Origin of the sequence: Streptomyces acidicola (assembly GCF_009377235.1) — a bacterium.
GTDB classification, from domain to species: domain Bacteria; phylum Actinomycetota; class Actinomycetes; order Streptomycetales; family Streptomycetaceae; genus Streptomyces; species Streptomyces acidicola.
This window is the reverse complement of the sequence record NZ_VMNX01000225.1, coordinates 1-15,349: the sequence shown is the minus strand read 5'-3', so window position 1 is coordinate 15,349 and position 15,349 is coordinate 1. Positions and strand designations below refer to the sequence as shown.

Annotated in this window: 12 protein-coding genes; 7 read left to right on the top strand and 5 right to left on the bottom strand. The window is 70.8% G+C overall.

The features are described 5' to 3' along the window. The coding region (locus tag FPZ41_RS37125) for a DUF5937 family protein (protein WP_228023218.1) at positions 1 to 350 on the bottom strand (350 nt) is incomplete at its 3' end. A 95-nt stretch (positions 351 to 445) separates the two neighbouring features. On the opposite strand from FPZ41_RS37125, the gene FPZ41_RS37120 reads away from it, so the two are divergent. Together FPZ41_RS37120 and FPZ41_RS37115 are read left to right on the top strand one after the other, a co-directional pair. Beyond that, a complete protein-coding gene (locus FPZ41_RS37120) occupies positions 446 to 1,612 on the top strand; it encodes an MFS transporter (protein ID WP_152868024.1) in 1,167 nt (388 codons plus the stop codon). A 107-nt stretch (positions 1,613 to 1,719) separates the two neighbouring features. Next, complete coding sequence (locus tag FPZ41_RS37115) at positions 1,720 to 3,528, top strand: DUF6055 domain-containing protein (RefSeq protein ID WP_194236350.1); 1,809 nt, start codon at positions 1,720 to 1,722, stop codon at positions 3,526 to 3,528. A 28-nt stretch (positions 3,529 to 3,556) separates the two neighbouring features. On the opposite strand, the gene FPZ41_RS37110 is transcribed toward FPZ41_RS37115, so the two are convergent. The 3 genes from FPZ41_RS37110 to FPZ41_RS37100 form a co-directional block, all read right to left on the bottom strand. After that, on the bottom strand, positions 3,557 to 4,816 hold the full coding sequence (locus tag FPZ41_RS37110; RefSeq protein ID WP_152868022.1) for a DUF2235 domain-containing protein: 1,260 nt from the start codon (positions 4,814 to 4,816) through the stop codon (positions 3,557 to 3,559). 182 nt (positions 4,817 to 4,998) lie between these two features. Then, on the bottom strand, positions 4,999 to 5,430 hold the full coding sequence (locus tag FPZ41_RS37105; RefSeq protein ID WP_152868020.1) for an SRPBCC family protein: 432 nt from the start codon (positions 5,428 to 5,430) through the stop codon (positions 4,999 to 5,001). Between the two features lie 91 nt (positions 5,431 to 5,521). After that, entirely contained in the window at positions 5,522 to 7,156 is a 1,635-nt protein-coding gene (locus FPZ41_RS37100) for a serine/threonine-protein kinase (RefSeq protein WP_152868018.1), read from the bottom strand. A gap of 324 nt (positions 7,157 to 7,480) precedes the next feature. Between FPZ41_RS37100 and FPZ41_RS37095 the strand changes: the two genes are divergently transcribed. The 5 genes from FPZ41_RS37095 (at position 7,481) to FPZ41_RS37075 (ending at position 14,012) form a co-directional block, all read left to right on the top strand. After that, positions 7,481 to 8,443, top strand: a complete 963-nt coding sequence (locus FPZ41_RS37095) for a PDR/VanB family oxidoreductase (RefSeq protein ID WP_152868016.1) — start codon at positions 7,481 to 7,483, stop codon at positions 8,441 to 8,443. Positions 8,444 to 8,480: 37 nt separating this feature from the next. After that, a complete protein-coding gene (locus FPZ41_RS37090; protein ID WP_152868014.1) occupies positions 8,481 to 9,233 on the top strand; it encodes a dienelactone hydrolase family protein in 753 nt (250 codons plus the stop codon). 32 nt (positions 9,234 to 9,265) lie between these two features. Continuing rightward, positions 9,266 to 10,252, top strand: coding sequence for an MBL fold metallo-hydrolase (locus FPZ41_RS37085; RefSeq protein WP_152868012.1), 987 nt, complete (start codon positions 9,266 to 9,268; stop codon positions 10,250 to 10,252). 99 nt (positions 10,253 to 10,351) lie between these two features. Further along, positions 10,352 to 12,085 (top strand): DHA2 family efflux MFS transporter permease subunit, encoded by a 1,734-nt coding sequence (locus tag FPZ41_RS37080; RefSeq protein WP_152868010.1) that lies wholly within the window; start codon positions 10,352 to 10,354, stop codon positions 12,083 to 12,085. Between the two features lie 109 nt (positions 12,086 to 12,194). Continuing rightward, entirely contained in the window at positions 12,195 to 14,012 is a 1,818-nt protein-coding gene (locus FPZ41_RS37075) for an APC family permease (protein WP_152868008.1), read from the top strand. A gap of 48 nt (positions 14,013 to 14,060) precedes the next feature. Here FPZ41_RS37075 and FPZ41_RS37070 read toward each other — a convergent pair. After that, positions 14,061 to 15,349: M20 family metallo-hydrolase (locus tag FPZ41_RS37070; RefSeq protein ID WP_322621202.1), on the bottom strand; the 1,289-nt coding region annotated here is incomplete at its 5' end.

Here is a 15,349-nt window from a genome sequence, read left to right as displayed (position 1 = left end):
TTATAAGAGACAGGGAGAGAGACGGTGAGGTCGTCGCGAGCCGTGGTGGGGTCGGTGTCGCGTACCCGGGCGATCTCCTCCGCGAAGGTGGCGCCCTCCCCCGGGGTGGGCGTGAGGAAGTCGGCTATCCAGGCGCGCCCGAGCCCGGAGCGTACGAGCAGCGCGGTGACGGGGTCGTGGGACAGCCGCCGCCGGTAGGCGGGCAGATGCTCGGTGAGCCACGCCAGCTCGCCGGGGTGCGCCCCCTCTCCCGCGTGCAGCACCTTCAGGCTCGCGAAGGTCTCGGCCAGCGGTGAGACGGCGAACCGGCTGCCGGCGAGGGTGTCGGCGTTGACCTGCCACCAGCCCATGCCACCTCTCCCTCCACCCGGATTGCGCCTTGCCGAGGTTTCGCTGCTGTGCGAAACATTAACCACCTGGCGTGCGGCCGCCCGATCCTCCATCCATGCGCAGCTACCAACACCTGTTCCGCACCCGCGAGTTCACCCCGCTCTTCGTCTCCTCGGCCCTTCAGGTGGCGGCCTCGACGGTGAGCGGCCTGGCCCTGGGCACGCTGGTCTACGAGGCGACGGACTCCCCGCTGCTGTCGGCACTGAGCATGTTCGGCCCGTCACTGGCCCAGGTGGTGGGTGCGACGACGCTGCTTTCGGGGGCCGACCGTCTCCCGCCGAGGGCGACGCTGGCGGGCATCGCGGCGGCCTTCGCGGCCGGTACGGCGCTGCTGGCGGTGCCGGGCCTGCCGTTGGGGGCGGTCTTCGCCGTGATCCTCGTGCAGGGGCTGATCGCGTCGCTGGGTGGGGGAGTCCGCTGGGGCCTGCTGAGCGAGATCCTGCCGAAGGACGGCTACCTGCTCGGCCGTTCTGTCTTCAACATGATGCACGGGGGCATGCAGATCACCGGGTACGCGACGGGCGGCGTCCTGGTGGCCGTGCTGTCCCCGGCCAGTACGCTGCTGCTGGGGGCGGTCCTGTACGCCGCCGCGGCCCTCGTCCCGCTCCTCGGGCTGTCCCGCCGCGCCCCCAGGGCCTCCGGTCGCCCGTCGGTCTCCCGGACGTGGCGGACGAACGCCGAGCTGTGGTCCTACGCCCCGCGCCGCACGGTCTATCTGGGCCTGTGGGTGCCCAACGGGCTGGTCGTGGGCTGCGAGTCCCTGTTCGTGTCGTACGCGCCCGACCGCGCGGGTCTGCTCTTCGCCTGCGCGGCGGCCGGGATGCTGGCCGGGGACGTGACGGTGGGCCGCTTCCTCCCGCCCGCCGTACGCCGTCGCCTGATCACCCCGCTCCTGCTCCTCCTGGCCGCGCCGTACCTGCTCTTCGCCCTGCGCCCGCCGCTCGCCGTGGCGGCGGTCTGCGTGGCCCTGGCCTCCGTGGGCTTCGCCGCGAGCCTGCTCCAGCAGGAACGGCTCCTCTCCCTCACCTCGCCCCACCTCACCGGCCACGCCCTGGGCCTGCACTCCTCGGGCATGCTCACCCTGCAGGGCGTGAGCGCGGTCCTGGCGGGAGCCCTGGCCCAGGTCACGTCTCCGGCGGTGGCGATGGCCGTGCTGGCGGGGGCGTCGGTCGCGGTGACGCTGGCGCTCGCGGCGGCGCCCTCCCGTCGGCTCTCGATGTGACCCGACTCCGTTGGTGACCCTGGCTTTGGGAGCGCTCCCATGGCACCATGGCGCGGCTCCGCACGGGACGCGGAGCCGAACCCATTCGTCGAATGGAGGCCCCCCACATGACGGCCGCTCCACGCTCCTTATTGACATGCGCACAACGAATATGCGCCGTCCTGGCGCTCTGGGCCCTCGGCGCGACCCTGGCCGTCGCGCCCCCCGCAGCGGCAGAGGCAGCGGCTCAACCCGCGGAGGCCCGGACCGCGGCGGCGAAGAGCGTCTACATCCCGCCCGGCTGGGCCGCGACGGGCGAGGTCCCGTGGGCGCAGAACCGCACCAAGGAGTCGGCGAACTTCATCCTCCTGTGGGGCGAGAAGTCGGGCACCGACCCGAGGAACGCCCCCGCAGACTTCCGCTTCGACCCGGACAACATCCTCGGCCAGCTGGAGAACCTGTACTCCTACTACGTGAACACCATGAAGTTCACGCCGGAGACGGGCCTGCTGGCCCAGCACAAGATCGACGTGATCATCACCCGGACCTGGAACCGCACCGCCCTCGACGCCTGGGCCACCGGCGGCTCGGCCGACGGCCGCGTCGGCGTCATCAACATCGCACCCGCCGCGGCGGCACCCGGCTCCTGGGGCCTGGCCCACGAACTGGGCCATGTCTTCCAGAACTACACGTTCCTCGGCAAGGGCGGCGGCGCGGGCCTCACCGACCCGTCCGCGGGCACCTTCTGGGAGACGAGCGCCGAGTTCATGGCGATGCAGGTGTACCCGGACGGCGGCGCGGGCGACCTGACCCGGTTCCTGCGCACCGAGAACCTGGCGTACTCCTCCAGCCGCCACCACTACGGCAACTGGATGCTCGTCCAGTACCTGGTCGACAAGTACGGCGGTATCAAGACGTTCAACGACCTCTGGAACCAGGCGAGGAACAACGAGCACCCCCTGGAGGCGTACCGTCGCATCAACAACCTGACGCAGGCGCAACTGAACGCCCGCGTGGCCGAGTACGGGCAACGCCAGGTCACGTACGACTACTCCAACCGCGCCCACATCATGCCGTTCATCAACAACGTGTACGGCGCGGGCTTCATCAACGCCTACAACGGCGTTCCCGTGAACGCGGTGAACCAGTCGGCCGGCCACTACGCGATCCCCGACGCCCTCGCGCCCTCCGACTACGCCTACAACAAGATCAAGCTGGTGCCGTCGAGCGACGGCGCCCTGATCAAGCTGCACCTCAAGGGTCATGTGAACGCGGCCGCGGGCTCGGGATGGTCGTACGGGTTCGTGGCCGTGCGGAACGGTACCCCCCGCTACGGAGCGGTCTCCAGCAGCGCGGACGGTCAGATCAGCTTCCAGACCCAGCCGGGCGAGAAGGAGGTCTATCTGGTGGTGACCGGCACCCCGTCCACGGTCCACCGCTACGCCTTCCTCGACGGCTACCCGAAGAACTACCGCTACCCGTACGAGTTCCGCATCAGTGGCGCCACGCCCTCCGGCTACGAACCCGGCTACCAGAAGCCGGCCGCGACGGGCGGCGGCCACTGGCACGCAAACGGCGGCGGCTGGGTCGACAACCGCGCCAACGTCGCCTCCACGGCCTACGTCGGCCCGCGCGCCGCGGTCTTCGGCAACTCGACGGTCAGCGGGAACGCCCGCATCGAGGGCTTGTCATGGGTCAACTCCGGGGCCACGGTGGCCGGCAACGTGGTCGTCAAGGACAACGCGATCGTGCAGGGTGGCGCCAACCTGTCGGGCAGCCTCGTGATCGGCGGCGACGCCGAGATGTGGATCTCGTGCTCGTCCGGCACGTACCTGATGTTCAACCCCGACCGCGGCTGCGACGGCAGGGGAGGGGAGAGCGACATCAACCCGCCGCACGGCACCTTCACGGACGCGGAACTGGAGATCACGATCTAGGCCCCCCAACGACTCGGGCAACGTTGGGTCAGGTGGGGCGATCGGTTGCCCCGGGCGTCGCCCGATCCCTTGCGGCGGGCGACGCCTGATCCGTTCCGTCCGGCGCGGGCCGGCCCGTTCCGTCGGGCAACGGCAGGAAGGACAGGGTGTCTCTCGTCAGGTCCGCGGCGCGGGCGTCCAGGGACACAGGTTCGAGCCGTATGTCCGCCTGGTCGTCGAGATACCGGTCGAGCTCCGGCGGCCGGTAGGCCGGGTCCCCGTCGTGGCGTTCCCTGGCGGGGACGGACAGGTACTGGCTTCCGTCGGGGCCGCCGCCGTCCGCCGCGCGTCCTATGGGCCGGTGCAGCGGCCCGGCCAGTCGGTACAGTCCCGTCCGCGAGTCGTGCAGTTCGCCCATGACGAGGGGCCGCACCCTGAACGCGATGCTCCGGTCCGGGCTCATCTCGCGCGGGCCGGTCGGGCTCAGTGCCGCGGTGTTGAACTCCAGCCCGTATCTCCGGGCGTGATGGAGCATCCACAGCAGGGCGATGTCGGACAGCGACGCCTCCGGGTAGCCGCCACCGACGTCGCTGTGCACCCCGGCGAACCACACCTGCCTCAGCTCGTGCTCACTGTCGGTGGTGCCGGGCTGCCGGCTCCACAGCGTCGGCCGGAACGCCGTGCGCTGCTCGTCTATGGCCAGCGCGTGGAAGGCTCCCTTCACATGGCTGCTCAGCTCGGTGTCGTGGAACGCCCAGCGGCGGTTGACCAGGTTCACGACCGGCTTGAGCCACCGCGGTCCCGGTACCGGGATGCCCAGGGCGCCCACCGTGTCCCACACACCGATGAAGTGGATCTCCGGCTCGTACGCGAACGCCCGGCGGAACAGGGTGGACGCCGCACCGCTCGGCCTCTCGACCCGGTTGCGGTACAGGGCCCACGCCTCCTTGACCCGGTCGGCGTTCTCGCGGCGCAGGATGCCGGAGTTGCGCACCAGCCCCGCCAGGCTGCGCGCGGTGAACGCGCCCCGGCTGAACCCGAACAGGTACAGCTCGTCACCGGGCTCGTAGTTGTGGACGAGGAAGCGATAGGCGGCAATGACGTTCCGCGACAGTCCCAGCCCGAACGCCCCTCCCCGCAGCCGTTCCCAGCGACGTGTGCCGACCCCGCTGTGGTAGTACACGCGCTGCTCCACCCCGGCGGCGGACCGTGGACGCACGGACAGGGCGACCTTGGTGACGTTGGTCTTGCTCGGCTGGTCGGCGAGGTTCCACGTTCCGTCGCAGCAGACGATCAGACGCTTGGCCATGACATCCATCCTCCAGCACATCTCTCATCACGACGTGGCGGAGGTGATCCGTCCGCAACCCCCCCACGGTTCACCGTGTTCGTTCTCCACGTCGCTGAGAGTGAGGCGCTCCGCCCGGGTTCGATGATCGCACCGTGTCACGCAACTGGCCATTGATCAGGCGGAGATGGCTTTGCTGTCGCTCACCGTCCGTGTTCCACGTACTCCTTGAAGTGCTCCAGATCGCTGCGGACGAGCCGCTCGATCGCGGTTGCCTGGGCGAAACCCCTCGGCCCGCCGAAGGCATCCCTGACGGTGCCGGGGTCGTATTCGAGCCGCGCCTGGACCCGGGTGTGGTTCTGGTCGATCGGCTGCAACGAGAAGGAACCCGCGAGATCGGGGACGCCCCTGGTCTGCCACTCCATCACGCGTTCCTTCGCACGGTCGGACACCTCGGCCTCGACCTCCCGGGCCCGGCCGCCGGCCTCGATGTCCAGACGTGCCCGGCCCCCCGCTTCCGTACGGGCGTCACGGACCCCTTCCAGGAAGCGCGGAAAGTTCTCCATCCGGTGAAGGCTGTCCCAGGCCTTGTCGACCGGAACTCCGACGTCGACGTGTTCTTCGAGGGTGCTCATGGCTCACCTCCGCGGTCGGCTCATGACGCATGGCCTTCTGCTTCCAGTGTGCGCTTTCCGGTGAGGCCTGTCCTCGCTCGGCGGCGGTGCGTCAGGGCTGGTGTGTGACGCTCACCTGCACGGTCAGCGAGCCCCTGTTGTCGTGGCCGCAGCTCTCGGCGTCGTTGATCGCCAGTTGCAGGGCGCCGTTCCGGGCCGCCTGGAAAGTCAGCTTCCGTCCGACGACCTGGGCGGGGGAGGCCTGCTCACCCGCGAGCCGCGCCAGCAGGGTGCCGAACGGTGCCACCGGCTTGATCTTGCAGCTCATCGCCCCGGCCAGCAGTGCGTCGGTGTTCGCGTCGTAGCCGGCCGGCCCGGTCATGGGCATGTTCCGGTGGTCGACCGTCCACTCTCCCGAAGCGAACCGCACGGTGACCTGGTCTCCCCGCTGGACGGTTACCCCGTTCACCCGCTGCCAGCCGGTCGTGGACCGGACGACCTGACTGGTGGTCGTCGTCTTCGGGTCCTCCTTGACCGCGTCTTCCTTGACCGGGTCTTCCTTGACCGCGTCCTCCTTGAGTGGCAGCACCCCGGTCAGGAAGAGACCGCCCCCGATGCCGCCGACCAGCACCGCCGTACCGGCCAGCGCCCACAACAGCCGCTTCGGGCCGCTCGGGCGAGACGACTGCCGGTGCGAGGGCGTGAGCGACATGGTGTGCAGCGCCGTCGCCCCGGTGTCCCCGGCCGGGGCGTGTCGCGCCCGGCCACTGGTCACGGTGTTCGCGTCGGTCGCCGGAGACGAGGGCGGGAACACGCGCGCGGTCGGCGACGGCAGTGGGCCGGCGTCCGCCTCGCCTGCCGCGACGCGTCCGAGCGCGGAACGCGCACCGGCGGCCGACAGGCGCTCGTCAGGGGACTTGAGCAGCAGCGCCTCGACGACGGGACGCAGCGGACCGAGTCGCTCGTCCAGGACGGGTTCCTCGTACGCCACCGCGTGCAGCGTCGCCGTCGGCGCCGACCGGCGGAACGGGGACTGCCCGCCGCAGACCGTGGCGAGGGTCGCGCCCAGTGACCACAGATCGGAGGCCGGGCCGGTCTCCGTTCCCATCACCCGCTCGGGCGCCATGAACTCGATGGAGCCGATGAGTTCGCCGGTGGTCGTCAGGAACTCACCGTCGTCCAGGGCCGCTATGCCGAAGTCGGTGAGGACCGCGCTGCCGTTGGGGCGCAGCAGTACGTTGGCGGGTTTGACGTCGCGGTGCAGGGTACCGGCGGCGTGCACGGCCTCCAGCGCGTCGAGCAGTTGCAGCCCCAGGGTGGCGGCGTGCTGCGGTGTGAGCCGCCCGGTCTCGGCGACCCGGCCGGCCAGCGAGGGCCCTTCGACGAGTTCCATGACGATCCACAGCCGGTCGTCGGACTCGACCAGGTCGTGGACGCCCACCACGTGCGGGTGCGGCACCCGGGCGACCGCGCGGGCCTCACGGATCGCGCGGCGCATGCGTATGCGGTGCTGCTCCTCGTCGCCGTGGGAGACGATGTGCAGTTCCTTGGCGGCGACCCGGCGGTCCAGCAACTGGTCGTGGGCGCGCCAGACCCTGCCCATGCCACCGCTGCCGAGGACGTCGTGGAGGAGATACCGGCCGGCGACCAGCCGTTCCGAGGCGCGTTCCGGGGCGTGTTGCGAGGCGCGGTCCGAGGCGTGTTCCGTACGTGTCGCTGCCTGTTGATCGCCGTCTCCGGGTAGCACGCGCTCCCTCACTTTTCCTTCTCGGCACAACAGAGGTCAGAGCCGGGCATGTTGCTACGACCCAGCGGCGATCTCACCGTACCGGCCGGACAGTTCGTCGTCCGACGAGAGTTTGGCTCGAATGGGTCCCCTGCCGAAAGCATTCCATAACGAATCGGTAACCCATAGCTGTGTGTATCCGCTAGGGTTCACCTCGGAACACGCCGTCCGTCGCATTGCCTTCCGTCGCGCGCTTCTTGACCTGACCAGTTTCAGCGTCACCTGCGCTCCGGAAGATCGATGGTGTGGGTGCCGCTCTGTCTCCTGTGAAAGCGGGAATCGAGCTTGAGCAACCCCCCAGTTCCCGAGTCCGAGCATTGCCTTGTCGTGGCCGACCGGCTCGAAGCCGCCGATGGCGTGGCGTCGTTGACGCTCCGTCTGCCGAATGACGGGCCGCTTCCCCAGTGGGAGCCCGGCGCCCATGTGGAGCTGCTTCTCGACGACGGTCTCGTGCGCACCTACTCGCTGTGCGGGGACCCGCACGATCGCTCCTCGTGGCGGATCGGCGTCCTGCGCACCGAGGACAGCCGGGGCGGATCGGCTTACGTGCACGACAAGTTGCACGTTGGCGGGCGTGTGAGGGTGCGGGGTCCGCGTAACAACTTCGGCCTCACACCGGCACGGCGGTACCTCTTCGTGGCCGGCGGGATCGGTATCACGCCGATTCTGCCGATGGTCGCGGCGGCCGAGTCCGCGGGCGCGAAGTGGCAACTGCTCTACGGCGGCCGGTCCCGTTCCTCGATGGCCTTCATCGACGAACTCGCCCGGTACGGCGACGCGGTGACGGTCCGGCCGCAGGACCGTTTCGGCCTGCTGGACCTGGACGGCTTCCTCGGGGAGCCGGACGACGAAGCCCTCGTGTACTGCTGTGGCCCCGAGCCGCTGCTGGCCGCCGTCGAGGAACGGTGCCGTGCCTGGCGTCCGGGCGCCCTTCGGGTGGAGCGGTTCCGGGCGAAGGAGCAGGAGGCCCCGGCGGAGAGCGCCGACTTCGACGTGGTCTGCTCCCGGTCCGCGCTCACCGTGCGGGTGACGCCGGACCAGAGCGTGTTGCAGGCGGTACGCGCGGCCGGAGTCACGGCCCTGTCCTCCTGCGCCGAGGGCATCTGCGGCACCTGTGAGACCGAGGTCCTGGAAGGGGCCCCCGACCACCGTGACTCCGTTCTCAGCGCGGAAGAGCGCGCGTCCGGGGAGACGATGATGATCTGCGTCTCCCGCGCCCGCACACCGCGTCTGGTCCTCGATCTGTGACCCGCCCGTTCGTCAGCCCGGCAGCCGGAGGCAGCCCATGAGCACGTCGGACACCGTCGACCTGAGCCCGCTGAGCGCCCTGGGCGGCGGCTCCCAAAGACTCACGGGACATCTCGCACGCCCCGAGGGCAGCGGTCCGTGGCCCGGCGTGGTCGTCGTCCACGAGGCCCTGGGCGTCGACGACGTGATGCTGCGTCAGACGCGACGGCTGGCCGAGGCCGGATACCTGGCCCTCATGCCCGACCTGTTCACCCAGGGCGGCGCCCGTCGGTGCCTGGTGGCGACCATGCGCGCCGCCCTCTCGGGAACAGGGCGGGCCTACCAGGACATCGAGGCGGCCCGCGACCACCTGGCCGGGCATCCCGACTGCACCGGCAGGGTGGGGATCATCGGGTTCTGCATGGGCGGCTCCTTCGCCCTGATGACCGCCGGCAGCGGTCTGTTCGACGCGGCGTCCGCCAACTACGGCCGGCTGCCCAAGGACCTCGGCGCCGCGCTGGCCGGCGCCTGTCCCGTCGTCGGGAGCTACGGCGGGCGCGACCGGATGCTCCAGGGATCCGCCGCACGGCTCCGGACGGCACTGGAGCGGCACGGCGTCGTCCACGACGTGAAGGAGTACCCGGACGCGGGCCACTCCTTCCTCAACGACGCGGAGGTCGGCCCCAAACCGCTGCGCCCACTGCTGCGGGTCACCGGCATGGGACCGCACCCCGGCTCGGCCGCCGACGCCTGGCAGCGCATCGAGACCTTCTCCGACACCCACCTCAACAACCAACTCCCCTCGCACTGACACCCCCACGAGAAACACGAGGAAGCGGAGCAATGAGCACCACCGACACCGAGCACACGACGACCGGGACGACCGGGACGACCGGGAGGGCTGAGGCGGCTGAGACGGCCCCCGCGGCCGGCAGCGAGAAAGGCTGGTACGTCGACGACCGCTGCCTGAACTGCAACATCGCCCGGCAGTACGCCCCCGGGATGATCGCCTACGCCCCTGGCGGCAACTACGGCGGCGTCTCCGCCGTCGTGCGCCAGCCGGAGACGGAGGAGGAGGTGCGGCAGATGTACCAGGCCGCGCACGCCTGCCCCACCCGGTCCGTGCACCCGCCCGCCGACGAGTGGCCGGAGGACTCCGACCCGTACCCGATGCCCCTGGACGAGGACGGCACCGTCCTGCTGTGCGGCCATGCCTCCCCGCAGACCTACGGCGCCACGTCCTACCTGCTGCGCCGCCCCGACGGCACGGCCATGATGATCGACACCCCGCGCTGGCGGCCCGCGCTGGCCCGCCGGTACGAGCAGAAGGCCGGGAAGATCACCGACGTGCTGCTCACCCACCTCGACCACGTGGCGCACGGCCGCAAGTACGCCGACGCGTTCGGCGCCCGGCTGTGGATTCACGAAGGTGACCTGCACTCCCGCCCGGACGCCGACAGCGTCATCCGGGGGCAGGAGCCGGTGGAGATCGGGCCGGGCGTGATCGCCCACCCGTTCCCGGGCCACACAGCGGGCAGCACGCTCTTCATCGCCGACGAGAAGTTCTGCTTCACCGGGGACGCGTTCTTCTGGTCACAGGCGGAGCAGGACCTGGAGGTCGCCGACAGCGTCGTCTACGACTCGATCAAGACGCTCGCCGCGTCCGTGGCGCGGGGCGCCGAGGAGCTGACCTTCGAGTGGGTGCTGCCCGGACACGGAAGCTTCCACCACCTGCCGGCGCAGGAGATGCGGGAACGGATGCGGGCGCTCGGCGTGCGGGCCGCGACCTATCCCGAGCAGGAGGTCGACTACGGCAAGGTCCGCTACTGACAGCCTGACCCGCCGATCTACCCACCCCGCCGGCCCGGGCATCGCTTGCCCCCTTGCCCCGGGTCGGCGGCCTGCCGTGAGCGGACGGAACACAGAACAATGACAGACACCACTTCCCCGTCGGCTGCCGCGTCCTCTCCGTCGGCTGCGGGATCGGCGCCCTCGCCCGCATGGGTCCCCGCCCGTGCCTGGGCGGCGCTGGCCGCGCTCTCGCTCGGCCTGTTCATGATCGTCGTCGATGTGTCCATCGTCGCCGTCGCGGTACCGGCCATGGCCCGCGCCCTGGACGCGGACCTCACCTCGGTGGTCTGGGTGACGAGCGCCTACCTGCTCGCCTACGTGGTGCCGATGCTGTTCACCAGCCGGCTCGGCGACCGGTACGGCCCCAAGCGGGTGTTCGTCGCCGGTCTCGTTGTGTTCACGGCGGCCTCGCTCGGCTCCGGGCTGTCCGGCACGGTCGGCATGCTGATCGCCGCGCGCACGGTACAGGGGTTCGGGGCCGCCCTGCTGACTCCGCAGACCCTGACACTGATCACCCATCTGTTCCCCGGGGGCGAGCGTGGCCGGGCGATGGGTGTCCTGGGCGGGGTGTCCGCACTGGCCGGGGTGACCGGCCCGCTGCTGGGCGGCGTCCTGGTCGACGGCCTCGGCCGGCAGGGCATCTTCTACGTCAACGTCGTCGTCGGCGCGGCGGCCCTCGCCCTGAGTCTGCGGGTGATACCCGACGTGCGTCCGGGCCGCGCCCACCGCTTCGACCTCCTGGGGATCGTGCTGTCCGGGTCCGGACTGTTCCTGGTGGTCTTCGGCGTCCAGAACGGCCGAACTCATGACTGGGGGCCGCTGATCGGGCCGTTCACGGTGCTGCAGACCATCGCCGCGGGCGTGTTCCTGCTGGCCGCGTTTCTCCTCACGCAGGCCCGGGCCGGAAGCGGCCACGGCCGCGAGCCGCTGCTGCCGCTCGCCGTCTTCGCCGACCGGGGCTTCGCGGCGGGCACCGCGGTCACGGTCGTCCTCGGCTTCGCGATGACGGGGATGCTCCTGCCGCTGATCGTCCATCTCCAGGACGCGCTGGGCCTTTCCCCTACCGCGGCGGGCCTGGTGAGCGCGCCGATGGCCCTGGTGTCCGGGGTGCTGGCGCCGCTCACCGGCCGACTGTCCGATCGCGTCGGAGGACGCCCTCTGCTGGTCGCCGGCCTGCTGGTCATGGCCCTGGGACTCGCCCTGATCGCGGTGCGGATGGCTCCGGGCGTACCTGCGGTTCAGCTGGTGCCCGGCCTGCTGCTGACCGGAGCGGGCATGGGCCTCGTCCTCGTCCCCGTCAACACCGTGGCCATGGGCACGGTCCCCGCGGAGCAACGCGCCGCCGCCTCCGGCATCTTCTTCACCGGGCGCCAGTTGGGCTCGGTCCTGGGCAGCGCGGCCACCGGCGTCCTGCTGCAGGCCCGCATCTCGGTCCGCGTCGCCGACGAGGCCCGTACGGCGGCCGGGTACCTGCCCGCGCGGCATCGGCCGGGGTTCCTCGCGAGTCTGCGCGACGCGGCCGAGTCGGGCCGGACCGGGGGCGCGCCACCGAGGCTGTTGCCCGACGGGCTGCCGGCCCGTCTGCTGCCACAGGCCCAGGACCTGGCCTCACAGGCTCTGCACGCCGGACTGGCCCGCGCCGCGGCGGACACCCTGCTGATGACGGCCGCGGTGCTGCTGGTGGGACTGCCCGCGGCCTTCGCGGTGCGCGCCACTCGCTCGCGCCCAGCGGAGGACCCTCACTCCCACACCACAAAGGACCCTCGCTCCCGCACCGCAAAGGACCCTCGCTCCCGCACCGCAAAGGACTGAGGACGGAACGGGCACGGCCCTGCTCCACCACCTGCCGACAGGAGGGGCACGCCCACGCCACGCGACAGACACTGTGGAGGATTGCCCAAGCGTCCGTGGAGAGGTCCCGATGGCGTATGGCCTGTCACGTCGAGCACTGAGACCGAAGGTCCCCCTGCGTCCGGGCGAGGGGGAGAAGCACCGTCTGACCAGCCTGGAGGGCCTGGCCGCGCTGTCGCTGGACGCGCTCAGTTCGGTGGCGTACGGGCCCGAGGCGATCGTGCTGGCGCTGGTGGCCGCAGGTACCGGGGCGCTGACGGCCACCCTCCCCATCACGCTGGTGATCACCTTCCTGCTGGCCACCCTGGTGATCTCGTACGGGCAGGTCATCGCCGTTCACCCGGATGGCGGCGGCGCCTACGCCGTCGCCAAGCAGGACCTCGGCCCGACGCCCAGCCTGCTGGCCGCCGCCAGTCTGGTCGTCGACTACGTACTCACCGTCGCCGTCAGCCTGACGGCCGGAGCCGACGCCCTCGCGTCCGCGTTCCCCGCCCTCGCCCCGGACAAGCTCCTCGTCTGCCTGGCGGGCCTGGCCCTGCTGACGGCGGTGAACCTGCGGGGCGTCACGGAGAGCGCCCGTGTGCTGATGCTGCCGACCGTGGTGTTCATCGTGGCCGTCATCGGCGTCATCGTCGTCGGACTGTTCCGCACCCACCCCGTGGCGGTCGTCGGCACGTACCAGCCCGTGCACGCGACCGAGGCCCTCGGACTCCTGCTCGTCCTCAAGGCGTTCTCGTCCGGCTGCTCGGCCCTGACCGGCGTGGAGGCCATCGCCAACGCCGTGCCCACCTTCCGCTCCCCCCGGGTCAAGCGGGCCCAGCGCACCGAACTCATGCTCGGTGCGCTGCTGGGACTGATGCTCGTCGGCCTCGCCGTCCTGATCCGCCGCGACCACGTGGCGCCACGAGGAGACGTGACGGTCCTGGCCCAGCTCACCGCCGGTGCGTACGGCGACGGCTGGCCCTACTACGTCACCAACATCGCCGTCGCCCTGGTCCTCCTCCTCGCCGCCAACACCAGCTTCGGCGGGCTGCCGGTGCTGATGAGCCTGCTCGCCCGTGACCACCGTCTGCCCCACCTCTTCGGACTGCGTGCCGAACGGCCCGTCTACCGCTACGGCGTGGTCTCCCTGGCGGTGCTGGCCGGGGCCCTGCTCATCGCCTCCGACGCCGACACCCACCGGCTGATCCCGCTCTTCGCCATCGGTGTGTTCATCGGCTTCACCCTCAGTCAGCTCGGTCTCGTCCGGCACTGGGCGACTCAGAAGCCCGCCGAGTGGAAGCGCCACGCGCTGATCAACGGTACGGGCGCGGTACTCACCACCCTGGCCGGCGTCATCCTCCTCACCACCAAGTTCCTGGAAGGGGCCTGGGTGGTCGTCATCGCCGTACCGCTGCTGATGCTGCTGCTCGCCCGCATCCAGCGCTACTACACGGCCGTGGGCGAGGAGCTTCAGCTGGGTAAGGTCCCGGCCCCGCCCGATCGCCGCACCGGCAGCCTGGTGATCGTCCCGCTCGGCGAGGTCAGCAAACTCGCCCGGCACGCCATCACCGCCGCCCTCGCCCTGGGCGACGAGGTGGTCGCGGTCGCGGTCCAGGCCGACCCGGAGAAGGCGCGGGCACTGCGGGAGTCCTGGGACCGCTGGAACCCGGGGGTGCGGCTCGACATCATCGACAGCCCGCACCGCTCCCTGGTCCAGCCGATCGTCGACTACGTGCGGCGCGTGTCCGGGGACGGTCGCCAGATCGCCGTCCTCATCCCCGAGGTCGAACCCACACACCGGCGCTACGAGATCCTCCAGAACCAGCGAGGCCTCCTCCTGGCCACCGTGCTGCGGGCGCGCACCGACGTGGTGGTGTGCATGCTGCCGTACCGGCTGCGGGTGTGAGACCGGCTGCGGGTGTGACACCGGCCTCGGCGTCGCCTGTCGCGCGGGTTACCGTGCGCCGTCCAGAGCGCCCGACATGAGCCGGTGGACCACCTCGGTCAGCAGATCGGTGCCGGCGCAGACGTCCCGGTCGTTCGTGTCCTCGCCCTCGTTGTGGGAGATGCCCTCGATGCTGGGCACGAACAGCATGATCGAGGGCGCGACATCCTTCATGTTCACCGAGTCGTGTCCCGCGATGGTCATCATGGTCTGGTGGCTGAGCCCCAGCTCATCGGCGACCTGCGCCGCGAGCTCGACCCCGGCCGCCGGGAACGGTGCCACACCCCAACCGTGTGTCTGAACCCGCTCGACGGTGACCGACGCACGCTCTTCGATGCCGGGGACCGACTCGGCGAGCTTCTTGGCCGCCGCGTCGAGGAACGCTTCGTCGGGCGAACGCAGATCGACGTGCATACGCACCTCGCGCGCGACCACCACGGGAGAGTTGGGCTCGATGGTCATCTCGCTCACCGAGGTGTGCAACGGGATGTCCGTGCTCTGCTCGGCCAGTTCACGCACCGCCACGACGAGGAGCGAGGCACCGAACAGGGCGTCGCGCCGGTCCGCCATGACCGTCGACCCGGTGTGCGACTGCTCGCCGCGGACCACCACCTGGTACTTGCGTGCCGCCCAGGTGGAATCCACCAGGCCGATGCTGATCCCCTTGTTCTCCAGGTCGCGACCCTGCTCGATGTGGATCTCGGCGTACGCGGCCACGTCCGGTCCGGCGTAGTCGCCGATCGTTCCGATCTCACGGAGCGCGGCCTCGACCGTGGTGCCCGCGGGATCGGTCGTCGTGAGGGCGGTCCGGGCCGGCAGCTTCCCCGTGAACACCGCGCTGCCCATCATGCTCGGCTTGAACCGGCAGCCCTCCTCGTTGAACCAGTTGACCACGGCCACGTTGTACGGCGCCGTACCGTCCGAGGTGCGGCACCGTTCCACGGCCCGGTGCGCGGCGTGGGCCGAGGCCAGGACGCCGTACGCCCCGTCGTAGCGGCCGCCGAGCGGCTGGCTGTCCAGGTGCGAGCCGGTGAGGACGTACGGGGCTCCGGGCGTGACGGTGAACAGACCGAACTGGTTGCCGACCCCGTCGTAGCGCACTTCGGCGCCGCGGGCGGTGAGCCACTGGTGGAGCCAGGCGCGCTGTTCTCCGTCGGCAGGCGTGGCGGCCTGACGGTCGACTCCGCCACCGGCCGTGGCACCGAACGCCGAGAGGGTCGCGAAGTCCTCCAGCAGGGCGCTGTCGTGCGAGGTGGTCGGAGTCGTGGGGGAGGAGGTGGCGGAGTCGACCGTCAGGC

Bases quoted from the DNA above. Each gene is read 5' to 3' on its own strand.
- FPZ41_RS37120 (WP_152868024.1), top strand. From the start codon at position 446: ATGCGCAGCTACCAACACCTGTTCCGCACCCGCGAGTTCACCCCGCTC.
- FPZ41_RS37115 (WP_194236350.1), top strand. From the start codon at position 1,720: ATGACGGCCGCTCCACGCTCCTTATTGACATGCGCACAACGAATATGC.
- FPZ41_RS37110 (WP_152868022.1), bottom strand. From the start codon at position 4,816: ATGGCCAAGCGTCTGATCGTCTGCTGCGACGGAACGTGGAACCTCGCC.
- FPZ41_RS37105 (WP_152868020.1), bottom strand. From the start codon at position 5,430: ATGAGCACCCTCGAAGAACACGTCGACGTCGGAGTTCCGGTCGACAAG.
- FPZ41_RS37090 (WP_152868014.1), top strand. From the start codon at position 8,481: ATGAGCACGTCGGACACCGTCGACCTGAGCCCGCTGAGCGCCCTGGGC.
- FPZ41_RS37085 (WP_152868012.1), top strand. From the start codon at position 9,266: ATGAGCACCACCGACACCGAGCACACGACGACCGGGACGACCGGGACG.
- FPZ41_RS37080 (WP_152868010.1), top strand. From the start codon at position 10,352: ATGACAGACACCACTTCCCCGTCGGCTGCCGCGTCCTCTCCGTCGGCT.
- FPZ41_RS37075 (WP_152868008.1), top strand. From the start codon at position 12,195: ATGGCGTATGGCCTGTCACGTCGAGCACTGAGACCGAAGGTCCCCCTG.